Genomic DNA, 19,706 nt, shown 5'->3' on the forward strand with positions numbered 1-19,706 from the left:
CATCACAACAGATTACAAAGAAACGTATTCCACAGTCACATCCGGATTAATCGCTTCCATCGTGCCCTGGGTGTCGATCAGGTGGCTCATTTTGCTGCTGCTGGTCTCTGCCAGTGCAACCGCTTCGATATCTTCAAATGCCTGACCTGCGATGCGCGCCTGAACCAGTGCTACCTGAAGTGGTGGCAGGCTCGGGTTAAATGCCGCATTTTCAGCGTATGCGCCTTTGAAGATGGTGCCGTCTTTCATGCGAAGGGCAACGCCGCTTGGGTTTTTGGTGTAAGGAGAGTGGCTGATGTTCAGCGCTTCTACTGCCTTGCTGACCAGTTCATTGCCGCCTTCATACTGGTTCTGAAGATCTTTTTTGCTCATCAGGCCTTCGGTGATACCAAGATCTGCCGGGCCGAATGAGTCTGGCAGGTACTCCTGCAGGCTCTTTTCATCGCGTTCAGGCAACTGGATCATCAGTTCTTTGGCGGTGGTCAGTTCATTCATGAACTGGCGGCAGTGGCCACAAGGGCTGAAGTTAACGGTAACGTCTTTCAGGCCCTGTTCGCCTTTCATCCAGGCGTGGCTGATTGCAGACTGCTCTGCGTGCACTGTCTGGCCAAGCTGAACGCCTTCAAGCTCTACGTTGGCACCGAAGTAGATGCGGCCAGAAAGGCCACGCGCCAGTGCGCCGACATAGAAATCAGACAGCGGGACATAAGCGTAACCAGCGGCAACAGGAAGCAGCGCAACGCGCAGCTCTTCATCACACAGACCGGAGATCTCCAGCAGTTCACTGAACTGTTCAGGTGAGATGGTAGAGTCAAAACTGTCAGCGGTGATGATCTCACGCAGCTTTGCTGCTACAGCTTCAGGCATTTCTTGCAGGGCCAGCTCGATTTTGTTGTTCATTATGAATCCTTGTAATCATTGCCCTGCGATTATTGACTGTTCTGCAGGGTTTTTCCTCTATTCTAGGAATATTGCGCATTCGGACAGTGATCATGATCACGAATTTGAATGTAACGAAATTGCATTTTGCATTACAGGAGAGATCTCACACATGTAATTGATTACATGCGGAGAAAGTGTGAAGTGTGTCGTGTCCGGCGTCCCTGCCGGAATGATCAGCCGTTGATCATCACATTGAGTACTTCTGCCAGCATATAGGCCAGCGGGGCAAGAATGGAGGTGATAACACCGCAGATTACCAGAGCGAGAGAGCTGAACGCTGCATCGCGCGGGTTCTTCTCGATACAGGTTGCTGTGCCCAGGGCGTGAGAAATGGTACCCATAGTCAGGCCACGTGCCAGTGGGTGTTTAATCCCAATCAGGTTGTAAATCGGGTAGGCCAGTACGGCGCCAAATACCCCGACCAGTACCACCAGTATCGCGGCGATTGCCGGCTCACCGCCAAGGTGGCTGGCGACTTCCATCGCGATCGGGGTTGTTACTGATTTACCCATCAGGCCGGCGACCAGGGTCATGTCCGTTCCCAGGGATACCGCAATAACGGCAGACGTAACCATAGACATAATACTGCCGACACCACAGGCCAGCAGGATCACCCGCCACTTGGCGCGGATTTCCGGCAGTTGCTCATAGAGCGGGTAGGCCAGCGCTACAACCGCAGGCTGCAGCAGGTAACTCAGGCTGTCGCTCTGAGCGTAGTAGGTGTCAAAGTCGACCCCGGTTATCAGCAGCAAACAGATGATTGCAGAAACCGCAATAATCAGCGGGTTGGCAAGCGGGTTATTCAGCTTTTGGGAAACAAAGCGGGCTGCAAAAAAAACAGCAACAGTAATAAGCAGCCACATTATTGTTTATCTCCTTCAAGCAGTTTATCCAGACCTTTTGCCAGGATGACCAGCACAATCGCACTGCCGCCAATGGCACTGGCCAGAATAGGCAGGGCGTTATCAAGCAGCAGCTGATAATGGTTCATCAGCCCAACACTGATCGGTACGAACAGCAGGATCATATAGCGGATAAACAGCGAAGCAGTGGGTTTAACCCACTCAACAGGGGCAAGGCCAGAGGCCAGCAAAGCAAACAAAATAAGCATCCCGAGAATACTACCGGGAACAGAAATCGCCAGTGCACTCTGGATCGCGATACCTGCGTACAGGCAGCCCATAATAATGGCCAGAGACACGGCGTAGCCAGCGAGGCGTTTTAGCATAGTTGTACCTTAAGATACGAGTTTTTCTACATAACGATAGACAGATTTTAAAATCGCGATTTTCCTTTCGTCTCCCTCGTGCTCATGCACCAGGTTTTCCAGATTCAGCATATAGTCCGGCAGGCGGGACTCAAAATAGTCACGGCAGTGCGCCGCCCAGCGCAGCTCTTCTTCTGCGCTCAGCGTCCACGGGAAGTGGCGCGCACGGTAGCGGAACAGCAGTGGCTTAATACGTTCATCCGCAAAGCTGATATCCAGCACGGAAAGCTGCTCCGGGCTGGACTGGCGGATAATATCCATCGCCGCCTTATCAGATGGAGAGAAGAAGCCATTGTAGAGCTGAGTATCCACATCTGGGTTCACTTCAAACTCACGTTCATTGGTATAAAGCGCAACCAGTTTTTCACGGATCTCCGGGTGTTGCTTGATCAGTGCAAGATTGCGCAGACACTGTTCACGGTCAATCCCCAGGTTCGCCGCGTTTTCAGCGGTCAGGGTTTTGGCCGGAGCCAGAATCGGACACTTATTGAGATGTACCAGTTTGACCGGAACCGGCAGTTCGTCTTCGCCCAGTTCATCACGGCGGGTATACAGACGTTCACGCAGGCTGTCAGCATCCAGCTCCAGCAGCGGGGCAGGGTCCTGTGCCAGGTTAACCATTACTACCGCATTCTGATTGGTCGGGTGCCAGGCCAGTGGAACCATCCAGCTTGTGTAGCCACACTCAGAGCCCAGCATGCCGGAAACATGCACCAGTGGCGTCATGTTCACAATATCAACCAGCTCGTTGAGTTTACGCTTGGTGCGCATGCTGTACAGGTAGTCGAACATTTTCGGCTGCGCCTGCTTAACCTTTTTCGCCAGTTCGATGGTAGCGATTACGTCCGCCATCGCATCGTGCGCGTTCTCGTGTTCGATGCCGTTAGCTACAGACAGGTGTTCCAGTTTAAAGCTCGGGAAGCCATCTTCACGTTCTGGCCACTCAATCCCTTCCGGGCGCAGCGCATGTACCGCGCGCATCACATCCAGCAGATCCCAGCGCGAGTTGCCGTTCTGCCAGCTCCAGGCGTATGGGTCAAAGAAATTGCGGTAAAGGGTGTAGCGGGTGACTTCGTCATCGAAGCGGATGCTGTTGTAACCAAGGCTGGTGGTATTTGGCACTGAGAGCGCATCGTGGATCTGGCGGATAAACTCAGGCTCAGGCAGCCCTTTGCTTACCGCGGTCTGCGGCGTAATTCCGGTGATCAGCGCCGCTTCCGGAGCGGGAAGGTAATCCCCCGGAGGCTGACAATAGATAACCAGCGGCTCACCAATAATATTGAGGTCCATATCGGTACGCACCCCGGCAAACTGACTTGGCCGGTCTTTCGCAGGGCTGGTTCCCCAGGTCTCATAATCAAAGAAGAAATAGGTAGGCTGATGGTCGTGTGGCATCGAAGGCACCGGATAGCAAAGAACGAAGCCAATATTAGACCACTGCTCGGGTGGCATATCAATGAGGGAAGAGGGTTTTATTGGGCGAATGGATTGGGTTGGCGGGAAATTGGGCAGGGCAGGTGCAGTTCTTTGGCTGCTGTTCAGAATGCCTTGATTTAGCTCTGCTCCAACTCTGTGCGCAAAGCAGTTTCCTCCCCTTAAGGCCCAGCCTGATTGTATGCTCCGGATTATCGGCCAGGGTGAGGTCTGGGGGACTAATGCACATAAACTATAAGAAACACGCATTACATAACTAACATTTAGAAAAGCGAAGGTTATTTATAAATGATTCGATTCAGCTCTCATTTTGGGGCATTTCACGAATAGAGTTTAACGATATACTAATTCCACATTGGCTAGTGTATTGATGAATATTAATGACAAAGAAGACATCAGTATTTCATATAAAACCCCACGATTTTTTCAAAGTCTATAATTCCCTTCCGCCCACGTTCACTAACGATGAATTTATAAACAAGGCTAAGGAACTCCTCTCGCTCGAACCGGGCCGCCAGCAGGTACAGGGTTACCTGCAGACTCTTGGCTTCAGGTCTGCTGGCACCAGGGAAGAGCTGCACAGGAAAGCCGCCGTTCTGTGCCGGAACTCAGAGCGCTGTTTCTTAAGGAGAAAGTCCAGGCGAGCTAAGATCGAATAGGTTCTTCTGGAGCCTACATGCCTGCAAACGCTGCCACACCCCGCGAAATGAAAAATTATTGAGGCATATGGCTACCACTACAGTGTGTCTGGTTGCTTAATGCATAACTTCTGAATATGGATCACGTTATTCGTAATAGTGGTGTTGATATGATCCAGCCAACAAAGTTTTACGGGTTTGTTGTAAATGCCTACCTTAGGAGCAGCAGTGACAGGTTTAAATACAATATATCGAGAACGTAGGAAATTTATGATTTTGGGTTTGACTGGTCGAACAGGCTCAGGTTGTACAGCATTATCAAATCTTCTTACTAAAGAGTCATTTTGCGACTTCAATCCACCTAGGCCGAAGACAAGTGTGTTTGAAAATGATGAAGAGCGGAAATACAGAGTAGTATACGATTATTTGAAACACCATTGGATAAAGTTTTATCATATTCGAATGAGTGATATTTTGACTACTTTTATTCTAGATCTTTCATTTGAAGAGTTTGATGATTTATATAAAAAGGTTCTACAGATTGAAATCGGTTTAAATGATCCTAAGTTAGATGATAAGTTGCGAGAACAATACAATGAATGTAGGCTATTACGGAATAAAGTTAGAGCTTACGCAGAAAGTCACCAAGAAAACTTATATAGCAAAGAAACCTACGGCTTTTATTTTGAACAAGTTCCGAAATTAACAAGTAAGCTTAAAAGGTTACTTAATAAGATTGAAAGTGGCTCATATACTAAGTTGTATCAACTTGCAGGTAATAATGTAAGAAAATCCGGTTGTGCGAATGATGAAAAGTACAACCAAGACAAGGTGTACATGTTTGCTCAAAGGGCAAATAAACTAATAAAAATACTCAGGCATAAGTCAAAAACAAATCCTGATGAAAATGTTTGCGTCGTTCTTGATGCGATAAGAAATCCATACGAGGCTTTTTTCTTTAGAGAAAGATATTCTGCATTCTATTTGCTATCAGTATCAACAGAATATCAAACACGAGTTAATCGACTTCTAAGTTCTCCTGGTGTGTCAAAGGAAGAAGTCAATAAAGTCGATAAAAGAGAAAACCCAAGTTCACTTAGTGGTGAAGATAGGTTCTGGTCTTTGGACATAAAGAGGTGTATCGAGATAGCAGATATACACCTATATAATCCTGATGATGATGGAAAGCTTAAGCCTTTAAAAGTACAATTAGTAAAGTACCTCGCGTTAATTATGCAGCCAGGCATCATCACCCCATCTCAAGATGAAAGGTGCATGCACATCGCGTTTAACGCGAAGCTAAATTCTGGTTGTTTATCAAGGCAGGTTGGTGCTGTAGTGACAGATTCTGATTTTTCGATTAAAGCTGTTGGTTGGAATAATGTCGCCCAAGGGCAAACCCCATGTAACTTGAGACGTGTTGAGGACCTTTTGGCTAATGAAGATGAAGCTGCATTTAGCTTGTTTGAAAAAACGAACTCTGTTTTTTTGAAAAAACTAGGGAATATATATTCTATCGGAGTTGTTATAAATTCTGACTTTGTGGGGAAACCAATACCCTACTGTTTTAAAGATGTTAAAAACTCTATAGATGGTGAAAAAAATCAAGTGCACACTAGGGCATTGCACGCAGAAGAGAATGCTTTTCTTCAAATATCAAAATACGGTGGAGTATCTATAAAGGGTGGGCGGCTTTACTCGACTGCTAGCCCTTGTGAGCTATGTTCAAAAAAAGCATATCAGTTGGGTATTGATACGGTCGTTTTTATAGATCCTTACCCTGGAATTGCAAATGACCATATTTTAGATTGTGGTGTGAAAGTTCCTAACTTACAGTTGTTTTATGGAGCAATAGGGCGTGCATATCAACAGATATTTGAGCCGATAATTCCATACAAAGATGAATTGGAAATAGGATTGGGATTGAATATTCCAAATAACAAGAAGATTTTGATTAAAGAAAATGATGAGCTGAGGGAAAGAAATAAAGCATTGGAAGAAGAGATAGTAAAGCTTAGGTCGCAGTTCACAAGTAAGGAAGTTGAAAGTGAAAAAGGGGATTAGAATAGCTTGATATTATTTTAATAAGGCGCCATTCGGCGCCTTTCTCATATCACCGATATCCAATCCGACTCTGCAACAACTCCGCCAACCTCTGATTGGCCGTCTGCGCAATATCCGCCAAATCACTCACAGAAAATAAGCCAGGTTCCTGCAGCAGTTCCGGGATCTGCGAGCGCTCAAACACCATTGCATCATCACCAACCGGCATACATGATACAACGCGGCCGTTTTCGAGAGTCATAAGGAGTCGGGTGGTTACGCGCTGTGGCGTAGGGGTGGGTAGGGTGTTGTTGTTCCAGTATTGCCAGAGGACGTCAGCAGTCTAAAATAACAGTCCCTTTACTCCGAGTTCTCCGATAGTTCATGACCCGGCGAAATATGCGCACAATTCCGCCCCGTTCGCTTGGCCTCATACATCGCCTGGTCGGCTCTCTTGGTGAAGCTGAAACTGCTTTCATTTTTGTCGGTCAGAATCGCTATTCCGATACTTAATCCAAGGTTTCGCTGGTGTCCGAAAAGGTCAAATGGTGGCTCAAAACAGCTTAATATCCGCTCCGCGATATGGGTTAAGTCGTCTGTATTGCCGGGCTTTGGTAATAGTGCGGCAAACTCATCTCCCCCAATGCGGGCGACAATATCGCAATCTCTTAAGTGGTTTTTTAAGCGCAGTGCGGTTTCTTTCAGTGCTTCGTCACCGGCATCATGGCCAAGGTCATCATTGACCGTTTTGAAATGGTCCAAATCGAAGTACATCAGCGCCAGACCGCTTTCATCTCTTTTGGCGCGTGCCAGTTCCTGCTCCATTTTCTCACTGAACAGACGGCGGTTGCATAACCCGGTAAGGTGATCGTGAAAGGCCAGGCGCTGAACTTTATCCTGGTAATGACGCCGGTGAATTAGCGATCGCCCTAAAAGAAAGACAGCAAACCCCACCAGAGAGGAGACACTGATGAAGAGCACGATCATTAAGTGTTTGGTAGCGGTCAGCCGGGACTCAATCTCACTGTCTGGCAACAGGCTGATGAGTTTCCAGGCCGGGCTTTGCGTTGAAGCGGAACTGCGAAAGTCATCAGGGAGCCGGGTACCTGAGGGGATCCGGATAGTTTGAAAGCTGATAGTTTGGTTTTGTGTTTCAATATTCCCCTGTTCCTGTTGTTGTATCCTGCTCCAAATGTCAGGGTTCCGGGCAGAGAAAGAGTGGTTACTTTTCTCACTAAACATAAATGCCCAGTTGTCTGGCCCACCGCCAAACAACCAGTATCCCTGAGAGTTGACGAGCATGACTTTACCGGCCGTATCGGAACTGAAGTCCCGTAACTGATTGAGCAGAAAGTCCCCGTGAAGGTTGATAATGGCAATACCTTTTTTCTCACCTTCCGGTGAAAACACCTGAGTGGCGAGCCGGATCACAGGTTTAAAGGGGATTTCGACCGCGCCTTTTTCAACATTAAGATCTAATGGTGAGACAAATACGTCTCCCGGGCTAAGTTCATTAGTACGCCGGAAGTAGTAACGCTGGCTTTTGTCCTGCAGTTCGTCATTCTTGCGGATTTTAATCGCATTCACTTTTCGCTCTACGCGAACTTCCTCATAACCTGTTTTGTTCAGGATACGTATCTGCTCGAAGTATGGTTTGAATTCAATAATATTAGAGTAGTGTTGCTGAAGGCGCGTGAGCTGGCCTTTGTTACCACTCATAAATTCTTTCAGGTCAGGGTGGTTGGCAATAGTGAGCAGATCCCGTGAGGAGCTTTGAACCTGGGCCAGAACAGAGTGTTTGGTCTGCTTTAACTCACTGAGGTTATGCGTTATCAGTTGCTGCTTCTGCCTGGCAGAAATCTGAGAGTAGGTGGTAAGCAGTACCATTAGAAACAGAATCGTAAAGCATGAAAAACCAAGCAAACTGCTGATGAAAATTGGCTCGAAGGAGTCAGGGGGATTGTCGGTATCTTCGGTTGCTACTGATGGTTTCAGTATAAAGAAGTAGATCAGTCCGGAAGACAGTATGCTCAGTGCCAGGGTATCAGCCACGGCTAACTGCCAAAAAGAGAGTTTCACAGGCAGAAGATCAGCCAGCAACATAATGACTGCCTCAACGCTGAACACAATGATCCCGATTTCCAGCGCAATCCACTCGGAGCGGTGGCTGTGCTTTAACACGATATTGTGGTGTTTAAACTGGTAACTGACAACGGCAATGGCGACGAGAGAGAGCAAACTGGCATCGAAGAAAGCGGGGAGCCATGAGCTGTGATGGGACACAAAAAACAGGTCCAGCATCACCATAACGATAATCTCAGCGATGGCCAGGGACAGAAACAGGGTGATAAGTGGCTTATTTAATATCTTCATCATTACTCAGTACGAACTAAATACAGGTAAGGTGATAATCGTCACCAATGAAAATTTGCCAGCAGACCAGATAATTATGTTTTTCTTTAACTATAGGTGAAATCCTGCCGACAGCACTGAAGCCGGGTCGGGTCTGCTGCTGATGCCGGGTTTCTTTTGTATGGCGGTGACAGGACAGAGTCTGAACGGGCAGAAATCCAAACTGTTTCAGCGCCGGTTCCTGCCTATACTTCAAAAAGCACTTCTAAATAACCCGACAGTTACTAATGAGAAAACTTCTCTTTTACTCCCATGACAGCTACGGCCTCGGTAATATCCGGCGCATGGTGGCGATTGCAGAGTATCTGGCAGAGCAGGACCCGGATGTGTATATCCTGCTTATCACCGGCTCGCCAATGCTGCATGCGTTCCGTACTCACCCGCAAATTGATTTCGTCAAACTGCCGTGTCTGTTTCGTTCTCAGGACGGGCAGTACAGCGCCAGGCTGCAGTGTTTTGAGCCGGAGTCCCTGCTGGGTTTGAGAGAAGCACTGATTAAAAGCGTGGTGGAATCATTTGAGCCGGATCTGTTTCTGGTTGATAAGAAACCTGCCGGCCTTGGCGGAGAGCTGCACGCAGCGCTTGCTCACATACGTGAGACTCAATCTCAGGTGAAGAGCGTATTGTTGCTGCGCGACATTTTAGACAGCCCGGAGGTTACCCGGGGCATCTGGCAGAAAAACGGCTATTTTGACCTGATAGAGCGCCACTTTGACCAGGTGATAGTGGTGGGCGAGAGAGCTGTGTTTGACCTGCCGGATGAGTATGGCTTCCCGGCTGACATTGAACAAAAAACCGTATTTTGTGGGTACCTTGAGCGAACCGGTGGCAGAGTGAATCCGGCCCGGATGCATACGGACCTGGCACCTGGCGGAGAAAAAGTAGTCGTGGTTGCGGCTGGTGGCGGTGATGATGGCAGGCAGGTGCTGGAGACCTGGCTTAGGGGCCTGTATCAGGTGCCCTGGCACGACCAGGTACAGACGGTGATGTTTTACGGTCCAGAGATGCGGGAAACTGACTATACTGAGCTAAAGGCGTTGGCGTCAGGGATGGAGAAGGTTCAGTTAAGCGAGTTTTCAGATGACTTTATGAGTTATCTTTCCGCGGCTGATCTGGTGGTGTCGATGGGCGGGTACAACACGGTGTGTGAGATTTTATCACTGAATAAGCCCGCCATTTTGATCCCAAGGATAAAGCCGGTCGTGGAGCAACTGCTCCGTGCCCGGTGTCTGTGTCAGTCGGGGTGTATGGATTACATTCACCCGGCGGAGCTGTCTGCAGAGACTCTGATGACCAAAGCCGAAGATCAGTTGTTTAGCAGGACCGGGGCAGAGAGCCCGGCAACGGCCAGGCCAGCATTGACCGGAATGGCGTGTCTGCGTAAGCAACTGCTTAAATAATAAAATGATTTGATTTCAATTTTCAGGCGGACATACAAACGAGACATAACTCGGGGAGAGGTTATGCGTGTCGCCTATGTAGTAAAAAGATACCCACGTTATTCAGAGACGTTCATCGTTAACGAGATCCTGGCTCATGAGCGGGCGGGGCTCGATATCCAAATCTATGCTCTTCTGCCTCCGCAGGACAGCCACTTTCAGGACATTATCTCCAGGGTCAGAGCCCCGGTCATCTATCTTTCGCCCAAGGCCGAGCGCGCCAGTGCGTTTTGGGAGAAAGTCAAACAGGTTGCGCAGATTTATCCTGATGCGCTTCAGGTTCTGGGGCGCTTTCCGAGGGTCAGCGCCCGCGAGGTGCTTCAGGCTCTGGAACTGGCCGCATACATTGACCGTTTTCATATCGACCATCTTCACGCCCACTTTGCCACCACATCAACCACGGTTGCCCAGCTCGCTTCTGCGATAACCGGTACCCCGTTCACTTTTACCGCGCATGCCAAAGATATTTTTCATGAGGACAACGACTTTGCCGCGCTGGGGCAAAAATTTGTTCAGGCATCGTGTGCGGTGACGGTCAGTAATTACAACGTCACTTATCTGGTTAACCAGCTCGGTGTCGCCAAAACCCAACTGGAGCGAATCTATAACGGTCTCGAACTTTCTGACTTTCCGTTTCACTCGCCTGCGGAGCGGGCGCCGGTTATCTGCGCGGTCGGGCGTTTGGTTGAGAAGAAAGGCTTTAATGACCTGGTGGATGCCTGCCAGCTGCTCAGGGAGAAAGGCATCGCCTTTGAGTGTGAAATCATAGGGGAAGGTGAGCTCAAGCGCAGCCTCAAACAGCAGATTTCAGAGCTCGGTCTGCAGGATGTGGTGAAAATGTACGGCTCCCTGCCGCAGGCTGAAGTGAAAAAGCATCTGTGCCGGGCTGCGGTGTTTGCTGCGCCCTGTGTGGTGGGCGAAGATGGCAACCGGGATGGACTGCCTACGGTACTGCTTGAGTCGATGGCACTGGGTACGCCGTGTGTTTCTACCACGGTAACCGGCATTCCTGAAGTGGTCATCGATGGTGAAACCGGTCTGATAGCTGCCCAGCATGATGCTCAATCACTGGCGGCCGCGATAAGCCGGCTGCTGGCCGATGGGGCACTGAGAGAAAAACTGGCGCTTAACGCCCGGGCGCTGATGGAATCAGAATTTGATATCGACCGCAACAGCGCCAGGATCCGGCGGCTGTTTGAGCGGTCACGTAACTGGGCCGGCAGGGAGAGCGCATGATGCGGGGAGCATACGTCTGTTCAGACAGGGGAGTGCCGGTTTTTGGCACCAAGGGCTGTTCGCTTCACGTTCAGGAGGTCGCCCGGGCATTCGGGCAGCGCGGAATAGACATCAGCATGTTTGCCGCCGCGTTGGGCGGTGATTGCCCGGCAGACCTGAAGAGGGTGGAGCGTCATCGTATCCGGCATGCAAAGCTGACCGACAGAGGATTGCGGGAACAGTCGGATATCAGCGATAACAGTAAAACCATCAAAAAGCTTGGCCGGTGTCAGCCGTTTGATTTTGTCTACGAGCGTTACTCGTTGTGGAGTCATGCGGGGATGACCTTTGCCCGGCAGCAGAACATTCCCGCTATTCTGGAAGTCAATGCGCCGCTTATTGAAGAGCAAAAACAGTACCGGGGGCTGATTGATGAGCGGGGTGCGCAGGAGATCACCCGGCAATGTTTCGCTGATGCAAGTGTGATCCTCGCGGTCTCTGATCAGGTTGCAGATTATGTGAACCGGTTTGAGCAGGCCCGGGGAAAAGTACATGTGCTGCCTAATGGGGTGAATTGCGGGCGGTTTGCCGGACTGGCGCGTTCTGATCATCAGCATGAACAGGTGTATACAGTAGGTTTTGTTGGCACCCTTAAACCCTGGCACGGGGTTGAAGGATTGATCGAGGCCTTTGCCCGGCTGAATCGGGGCTACCCGCACAGCCGGTTACTGATCGTCGGGGATGGTCCGCAAAGGGGGGTAATTGAGAGCCGGATTGCCGCTCTGGGCCTGGATGACGTGGTGGAGATGACCGGAGCGGTACTGCCCGAACAACTGGCGGCGTATTATCAGCGAATGGATATTGGTGTGGCGCCCTATCCGGGGGGCATCGAGTTCTACTTCTCCCCGTTGAAGATCTATGAGTACATGGCGGCGGGTCTTCCGGTTGTGGCCAGCGATGTCGGCCAGATAAACGCTCTGGTTGAGCATCAGAATACCGGGCTTCTTTACCGGCCGGACGACATTGCCGGGCTGACCGGGGCAATGGAAGATTTGCTTGTGCATCCGTTCAAATCTGAGCAGTTTGGGCTGCGGGCAAAACGCATAGCGGTGCAAAAGCACAGCTGGCAACACCGGGTCAGTCAGGTGCTTGACTGGGCAGGCATTGAAGCCGCAGAGAGGGGCCGGGCACAGTAATGGCAAAAGCAAAAGGACTAAAGCAGAGTCTGCCGGCGCTGTTCCGGTTTTTAAAATACCTTGGGCCTTATATCAAAGGGCGCAGGTGGCTTATTGCAGCAGCCTTTGCCGGGCTGCTTGGTCAGATTTTGCTGCGGCTGCTTGAGCCCTGGCCGCTCAAGTACATCATCGATCGTCTGGTGCAGCCGGATCCTTCGGCTGGTGAACATCTTCAACTGCTGGCCTCGCTGGATAGCTCTTATTATTTTGCCATCCTGGCGATAGCCCTGGTGGCCATCACCGGTATTCGTGCATTTATGACTTATGCGACCACAGTGAGCATGGCGCTTGCCGGGAATCACGTCATCATTGCCCTGCGGGGCAAGCTGTTTTCTCACCTGCAGGGGCTCTCTTCGGTATTTCACCAACAGCAGCGGGGCGGCGATCTGGTGGTGCGTATCATCAGTGATATGGGGCTGATTAAAGAAGTCGCCATAACGGCGGCGGTTCCCCTTCTCGGGAACGGCTTTATCTTTGTCAGCATAGTGGCGGTGATGCTGTGGCTGAACTGGCAACTGGCACTGCTCTCTCTGTGTACTCTGCCACTGCTGTGGCTGATCACCCTGAAAAAGAGCCGGCGTATTCATACGGTGGCGAAGAAAAACCGTCAGCGGGAAGGGGTCATGGCGGCCACGGCTTCAGAGTCGATCAACTCGATTAAAGCGGTTCAGGCACTCAGGCTCGAAGAGCGCTTTTCAACCATCTTCAGTGATGCCAACAACAAAAGCCTCAAAGAAGGTGTGCAGGGCAAGCGCCTTGCGGCAAGCCTGCAGCGCAGTGTGGAGATCCTGATCGCGCTTTCGACCGCTCTGGTACTCTGGTATGGCGCGCTGCAGGTGACGCAGGGGCGGCTCAGCCCGGGTGAGCTGCTGGTGTTTATCTACTATCTGCGCCGGGTGTTCAGGCCAATCCGTGATTTCACCAAATACACCGCCCGGCTTGCAAAAGCCTCCGCTGCCGGAGAGCGGGTGCTTGAGCTTCTGGAGCAGGAACTGGATGTGAAAGAACGGCCCGATGCTAAAACGGCTCCGGCCTTTAAAGGTGAACTGACTTTTGAGCAGGTCGGTTTTTCTTACCTCAGCGAAAATAAGCAGGTGCTGTACGACGTGGACTTTACCGTCGGACCGGGACAAAAAGCGGCGCTGGTAGGGCCATCCGGCAGCGGCAAATCAACGGTGATTGCACTTCTGATGCGGTTGTATGAGCCCTCTTCAGGCCGGGTACTGATCGACGGGCAGGACATTCGCCACTATACCCTGGACAGTATGCGCAGCCAGATTTCGGTGGTGATGCAGGATACGGTACTGTTTGCGACCTCGATTGCCGGGAACATCGCCATCGGGCAGCAGGATGTCAGCGACGAAGCGATCATCCGTGCAGCCAGACTGGCCGATATTCATGACTTTATTGTGTCACTTCCTGAGGGCTATCAGACCGAAGTCGGGGAGCGGGGCGTAACGCTTTCGGTTGGTCAGCGTCAGCGCATCGCGATTGCCAGGGCGGCGATACGAAATGCGCCTATCCTTGTTCTGGATGAAGCCACAACCGGGCTGGATCCGGTCACTGAGAAGTCGGTCAATCAGGCGCTAAACCGTCTTGCAGAGGGGAGGACTACCCTGGTGGTGACGCACCGCAAAGAGATCGCCAGGCAGTGCGGACTGATCATTTACCTGCGTGACGGCAAAGTCGCCGAACAGGGCTCCCATCAGAGCCTGACCAACAACGGTGGTCTGTATGCCAGTCACTTTGACCACAGTGATGAGTCCGGGGAGGCTGGCTGAAGATGCTAAGTGAAGACAAAGCGCTGGTGGCCCGGGAACGGGAACTGCCGGCACTGGAAACCGTGTTATGCGCACCTCAAATGCTGGCTGCTTTGAAAAACCTGCTTCCTGACGAGGCGCTGAAATCCGCGTCGAAGCGTTATATCCGTTATAAGCCGGGCACCAACTGCATTGTGAAGTACGACCTTACGGGTAAAAACGGAGCGTTTGCTGTTTATGTCAAAGCCTGGCACAGGCATGACAACGCTAAGATGGTGAAAGCACGTCAGCGGCAGAGTGAGCACCCAGGAAGCTGTAACATTGTCATTGATGCCAGCCAGCACCTGGTTTGTTACCGCTTTCCCGCAGATGAAAAACTCAAGCTTATGCCAAGGCTGTTTGATCCAAAGAAGAGGGACGAACTGCTTGAGCGGGTGCTTTATGAGCCGCAGGCATTTCGCGGTTGCAGGGCAGAAGTGATGCAGTACAAACCCGAACGGCGTTTGGTGCTCAAACTGATCGCTCCTGATGGCCGCAAGGCGGTGCTGAAACTGTATACCCGTGAGCGCTATCAGATGGCGGTTAACACAGTTCGCCAGCGGATGGACGGGGAGCGGATACTGTCGATAGCGGGAAGAAGTGATAAGCACAGAATCCTGGTCTATGACTGGATAGACGGCCGCTGTCTGACCGATGAATACCAGAGCACGCGTTTTCATCATCAAAATCTGGAGCAGGTCGGCGCGTACCTGGCAAAGTTTCATGACTACAGGCGCATTCGTCGCCTTGCAAAACGCGATACCGGGGATTTCGTCCACTCACTGGAGCAGCTTGTCTCAGGAGCAGCCAGGCTGCGCCATGAAGAATCGGGTGAAGTTGAACGCCGGATAAAGATACTGGGTCGTAAGCTTTGTAAAGCTGTGGCAGGCCTTAAGTCCAGGAAATCCCGTATTCATGGCGATTTCTATGCCAAGCAGGTTCTGTATACCGGGGAAGGTATACACCTGATTGATTTTGATGATGTGTGTCACTGGTACCCGGCATACGATCTGGGTCTGTTCATTGCTCACCTTATTCGTGATTGTCTGGCAGAACGTCTGCCGGCGTCGTTTGCGCTCGCTTATGAACAGGCATTGCTGAAAGGGTATGGATCGGTTGCAGGCTATCGGACAGAGGACGTTCAGCTCTTTACCGCCGTGGGGCTGATGCAGCTCATTCATCATCCATTTCGTAATGCCGAATCGCGCTGGCCTCAGCAGATGGATGCGATTTTGTGCCAGTGTGAGCACCGTTTTGAGCAGTATCAGCGCCTGCGGGAAGAAGACAAGAGTTTGGTCGTGAATGAAGCGGACAAGCACGAAAACAGGGGGCTGTTTTTAGCGGAGCTGCTGGATAAACCGAGCATCAACCCGGTACTTAAACGCGCTCTCGCTGAGGCCCTGCCGGAGGCAGAAGGAGAGCTGCGCAGCGCAGAGCTGGTACGCCTTAAACCCGGTAAACGGGCACTGATTGAATATACGTTCCGCGGTGCTGACCTGTCTTCTCCGGTAACAGTGATTGGTAAAGTCCGGGCCAAAGGGGCAGACAGCCGTACATACTGCCTTAACAGGTCCCTGTTTCAGTCCGGGTTTAGTCCCGGGGCCGCTGATAACATTCAGGTTCCTGAGCCGCTTGGGATTGTTCCTGATTATCATATCTGGTTTCAGCGCAAAGTGGCCGGCATCAACGGGTTTGATGCCATGAGTGAAGATGCGGAGGGCAGGGTCGCCCCTTTGATTGCCCGGGGGATTGCCAAGTTGCACTGCAGTGATCTCATTCCGGAAAGACAGCATACCCTGGTGGACGAGCTGGCTATTTTGCACAAGGGATTGTGCCTGGTCAGTCAGCAACATCTGGAGTGGGCAAACCGGCTGGAAGCTTTGTTTGAACGGTGTCAGCAGCTGGCTGAGAAACTGCCGGAAGTAAAAAGTCGCCCGGTTCACCGCGATTTCTATCATGATCAGCTGCTGCTTGATGATGGCAGGGTGTATCTCCTGGATCTTGATCTGATGAGCATGGGAGATCCCGCGCTGGATGTTGGCAATTTTGTTGCCCACATTCAGGAAAAGTGCCTGAGGAAGTCCGGTGACCTCCATCAAATGGACGACAAACTGGCGTCATTTGTGGCGGCTTATCGCAGTCTTTTGCCTGAGGTGAGTGAAGACGCTGTTCAGATTTATGCGCTGCTTTCCTGGGCGAGGCATATTTATATCAGTCAGAGAATTGTTGAGCGAAACCCTTTTACTGAGCAAATTATGTCACACTGCGATGTACTTATTGAACAGCTGCTTAAGAATTAACGAATAGCCGGTTAGTCGCAGCCAAAGATATCCCGGGTATAGACTTTATTTTTAATATCAGACAGCTCACTGCTCATTCGGTTTGTGATTACAAGGTCGGTAATTAATTTAAATTCATCCAGATGAGGAATAACAGGGTGACCCTGAAAGCTGGCCTGCTTTAATTCAGGTTCATAAATAACAACAGGAATATTATTTTTAGTAAGTTGCTCAATAATATCCAGTATGGATGATGAGCGGAAATTATCTGAATTGGCTTTCATTATCAACCGGTAAACCCCCACAACCCGGGGTGAACGCCTGATGATGGACTGAGTGATGTGCTCTTTTCTGACCGTGTTGGCCTCCACCACAGCGGCAACCAACCGGTTTGGAATATGACAGAAGTTCGCCCTGAGTTGTTTGGTATCTTTCGGCAGGCAATATCCGCCATAACCAAAAGAGGGATTGTTGTAGTGGTTGCCGATCCGGTCATCGCTGCAGATCCCTTCAATGAGTTCAGCCGGGTCGAGCTTATACAGCTCGGCAAAGGTATCCACTTCATTAAAGAAAGCGACCCGCATGGCAAGAAAAGTGTTAGAAAACAGCTTGATGGACTCAGCCTCTTTAGCTCCGGTAAAGGTCACTGAAATGCTGCTCTTTTCAGCTCCCTGTTCCAGCAGTTGAGCCAGTGCTCTGGCTTTCTCAGAGCGGGAACCGATAACTATCCGGGAGGGGTTCAGGCTGTCATACAGTGCACGGCCTTCCCGAAGGAACTCAGGTGAGAAGATGATATCTGCTTTTGGCAACTGTTGCTGAATGGAATCGGTGAAGCCCACAGGAACAGTACTTTTAATAACGATCGTGGCTGAAGGATTTATCCCGGAGGCCTGGCGGATCACCGTCTCAACAACAGAGGTGTCAAACTTGTTGTTAGTTTCATCAAAGTCGGTAGGGGTTGCTACAATGATATAATCCGCATTTGAATATGCCTCTGATAATTCTGTGGTTGCAGATATATTCAACGGCCTGGTTTGCAGGTAGTTAATGATTTCAGGATCGTCAAGCGGAGATTTATGACAGTTTATCATATCCACTTTTTGCTGATTTATGTCCAGCATAATCACGTCGTTATGTTGAGCCAGTAATATGGCATTAGCCAAACCTACATAACCTATTCCTGCCACAGCAATTTTCATAATCAGACCACCTCGAATGAACTTAATTGGCTTAATTGATGTTGTAATGGGGAATTAAGTCCGTTATTTGAGTATAGTGTGCTCAGAGATTGTTATGACAAATTTATCAATACGATTTTCCGGCTGAATCGCCAGCATCAGGTTTGTGTCACCCGTTGTGGAAGAAGCCTTTCAGTTCATTGGCAAAACCCACACCGGCCTCTGAATAGATGTTAAAGGTGTAATCCACCCCGATCGCTTTGAGCTCCTGCTCTTCATCCGGGTATTTGGCGGTAGAAGCAATATTGCCTGTATAACCCTGAGTTCTGAGGTGTTCGGCGGCCATCAGGTTGGCCTTGTGAGTAGGCAGGGTGAGCAGTACCCAGTCCAGGCCATACATGAGTTTAGGTGCCCGGTCCCAGAAATCCGGGTTGATCGCATCACCGGCCAGCACGTTGCGCCCGGCTTCGGTGTGTTTTTGCACTTTTTCCAGGTCCAGATCCACGCCAAGCAGTTCGCCTTCGAGTTTTGGCCCAATCGCATCGTAAGCTGCGGTGCCCATTCTGCCCATACCAAACACTACTACGCTGATATGCTCCAGCTCCAGGTTTTCATCCCCCGCCAGGCGGCGCTTGCGCTGAAACGACCTAAGTTCCAGGCGCAGGACCTGGTACAGGTCATCACTTAAAGCCAGCAGCGGCGCGGCGAGCACAAATGAGAGCGATACGGCAAAGGCCAGGATCACCAGCCACTGTTCGGTTAACCATCCAACTGAGCTGGCGATAGCGGCGATAATAAGACCAAACTCACTGTAGTTAGCGAGGTTGAGCGATGCCCGCCATGAGGTACTGGCTCTCAGGCAGAACAGGTTAAACAGCCCGTAGTAAAGGGTGGTTTTAAACGGCAGGAACAACAGCAGAAGCAGGCCGATACCAAACTCCAGCAGGCCGGGTGTGGTTGCCATTCCAACGCTTAAGAAGAAGCCGAGCAGGAAGAAGTCCTTGAACCCCATCAGGGAGTCAGAAATCTCACGGGCTTTGGCGTGTCCGGCCAGCACAAGGCCAAAAAACAGCGCTCCTACATCTGATTTTATGCCGAGCAGTTCAAAAACATCAGCGCCAAGCAGTGCAATAGTGACCCCAAACAGCACCAGCAACTCACCGTGTCCGACCTTATCGAGAACCCGGTACAGGAGCTTACGCATAGGAAGCATCAGCACAAGCAGTGCCATTGCCCAGGCCGAGGGAACCTGCTCAACGGAAGCGGCGATGAAGGCTACGGCGGCAATATCCTGAATAACCAGCACGCCGATGGCGACCTGACCGTACCTCGCGCCGGAGGAACCAAGCTCATCAATGGCTTTGGCGGCAAACACGGTACTGGAGAAGGAGAGAGCAAAACCAATTAGCAATGCGCTTTGCAGGGTCAGGTTGTTGGTCAGCTCCAGGTCGAACACGGTCAACAGCATCACCAGACCAGCTGCAATCCCGGTGATCATCAGCATGTGAAGAGAGGCTACACCCCAGACTTCCGGCCGCGCCAGCACCCCGCGCCGGAGATTAAGGCCGATGGTAAACAGCAGCAGGGTGATACCAAGGTCGGCCATTGCTCCAAGCAGTAAACCACCCTCAGCACCGAGCAGATTAAGGATAAATCCGGCCACCAAATAACCCACGAGTGGGGGCAGTCCCGCCATTTTTGAGGCGAAACCACAAAGAAAAGCTATCGCGATCCAGATGGGATCTTTGTAATGAATGGAGAGTAACTGTAAATCCACGTTCAGTTCACCGCCACGCAGCCTGCCCGATTTAAGTATAGGAATAAT

At 50.7% G+C, this 19,706-nt stretch carries 13 protein-coding genes; 6 read left to right on the plus strand and 7 right to left on the minus strand.

Annotation, left to right across the window (positions count from 1 at the left end):
• Positions 1-12 precede the first annotated feature (12 nt).
• The 4 genes from cdd to sbcB all read right to left on the minus strand — a co-directional run bounded on the left by cdd (position 13) and on the right by sbcB (position 3,604).
• A complete protein-coding gene (cdd, locus tag ACVB80_RS16045) occupies positions 13-900 on the minus strand; it encodes a cytidine deaminase (RefSeq protein ID WP_481082291.1) in 888 nt (295 codons plus the stop codon).
• A 215-nt stretch (positions 901-1,115) separates the two neighbouring features.
• Positions 1,116-1,805: an LrgB family protein gene (locus ACVB80_RS16050; RefSeq protein WP_481082292.1), complete on the minus strand. Its 690-nt coding sequence runs from the start codon at positions 1,803-1,805 to the stop codon at positions 1,116-1,118.
• Entirely contained in the window at positions 1,805-2,170 is a 366-nt protein-coding gene (locus tag ACVB80_RS16055; protein ID WP_481082293.1) for a CidA/LrgA family protein, read from the minus strand. Before ACVB80_RS16055 ends, ACVB80_RS16050 begins: the two co-directional genes overlap by 1 nt.
• A gap of 9 nt (positions 2,171-2,179) precedes the next feature.
• Positions 2,180-3,604, minus strand: a complete 1,425-nt coding sequence (sbcB, locus tag ACVB80_RS16060; protein ID WP_481082294.1) for an exodeoxyribonuclease I — start codon at positions 3,602-3,604, stop codon at positions 2,180-2,182.
• An 884-nt stretch (positions 3,605-4,488) separates the two neighbouring features.
• Here sbcB and ACVB80_RS16065 point away from each other — a divergent pair.
• A complete protein-coding gene (locus tag ACVB80_RS16065) occupies positions 4,489-6,345 on the plus strand; it encodes an anti-phage dCTP deaminase (RefSeq protein WP_481082295.1) in 1,857 nt (618 codons plus the stop codon).
• 339 nt (positions 6,346-6,684) lie between these two features.
• On the opposite strand, the gene ACVB80_RS16070 is transcribed toward ACVB80_RS16065, so the two are convergent.
• Complete coding sequence (locus tag ACVB80_RS16070; RefSeq protein WP_481082296.1) at positions 6,685-8,697, minus strand: diguanylate cyclase domain-containing protein; 2,013 nt, start codon at positions 8,695-8,697, stop codon at positions 6,685-6,687.
• Between the two features lie 266 nt (positions 8,698-8,963).
• Here ACVB80_RS16070 and ACVB80_RS16075 point away from each other — a divergent pair, with 266 nt between their 5' ends.
• From ACVB80_RS16075 to ACVB80_RS16095, 5 genes are all read left to right on the plus strand, one after another.
• Positions 8,964-10,136 (plus strand): glycosyltransferase family protein, encoded by a 1,173-nt coding sequence (locus ACVB80_RS16075; protein WP_481082297.1) that lies wholly within the window; start codon positions 8,964-8,966, stop codon positions 10,134-10,136.
• A gap of 63 nt (positions 10,137-10,199) precedes the next feature.
• Positions 10,200-11,411 carry a glycosyltransferase gene (locus ACVB80_RS16080; RefSeq protein ID WP_481082298.1) on the plus strand — a complete coding sequence of 404 codons (1,212 nt, stop codon included), beginning with the start codon at positions 10,200-10,202 and terminating at the stop codon, positions 11,409-11,411.
• Complete coding sequence (locus tag ACVB80_RS16085; protein WP_481082299.1) at positions 11,408-12,586, plus strand: glycosyltransferase family 4 protein; 1,179 nt, start codon at positions 11,408-11,410, stop codon at positions 12,584-12,586. Before ACVB80_RS16080 ends, ACVB80_RS16085 begins: the two co-directional genes overlap by 4 nt.
• Complete coding sequence (locus ACVB80_RS16090) at positions 12,586-14,406, plus strand: ABC transporter ATP-binding protein (RefSeq protein WP_481082300.1); 1,821 nt, start codon at positions 12,586-12,588, stop codon at positions 14,404-14,406. The genes ACVB80_RS16085 and ACVB80_RS16090 overlap by 1 nt, the downstream gene beginning before the upstream one ends.
• 2 nt (positions 14,407-14,408) lie before the next feature.
• Positions 14,409-16,724 (plus strand): phosphotransferase, encoded by a 2,316-nt coding sequence (locus ACVB80_RS16095; RefSeq protein ID WP_481082301.1) that lies wholly within the window; start codon positions 14,409-14,411, stop codon positions 16,722-16,724.
• Between the two features lie 11 nt (positions 16,725-16,735).
• Here the strand turns inward: ACVB80_RS16095 and ACVB80_RS16100 are convergent, their stop codons facing one another.
• Complete coding sequence (locus ACVB80_RS16100) at positions 16,736-17,902, minus strand: nucleotide sugar dehydrogenase (protein ID WP_481082302.1); 1,167 nt, start codon at positions 17,900-17,902, stop codon at positions 16,736-16,738.
• Between the two features lie 148 nt (positions 17,903-18,050).
• Entirely contained in the window at positions 18,051-19,658 is a 1,608-nt protein-coding gene (locus ACVB80_RS16105) for a cation:proton antiporter domain-containing protein (protein WP_481082303.1), read from the minus strand.
• Between the last annotated feature and the right edge of the window lie 48 nt (positions 19,659-19,706).

The sequence above is a fragment of the Vibrio sp. 9-16B-A1 genome (genome assembly GCF_056726165.1).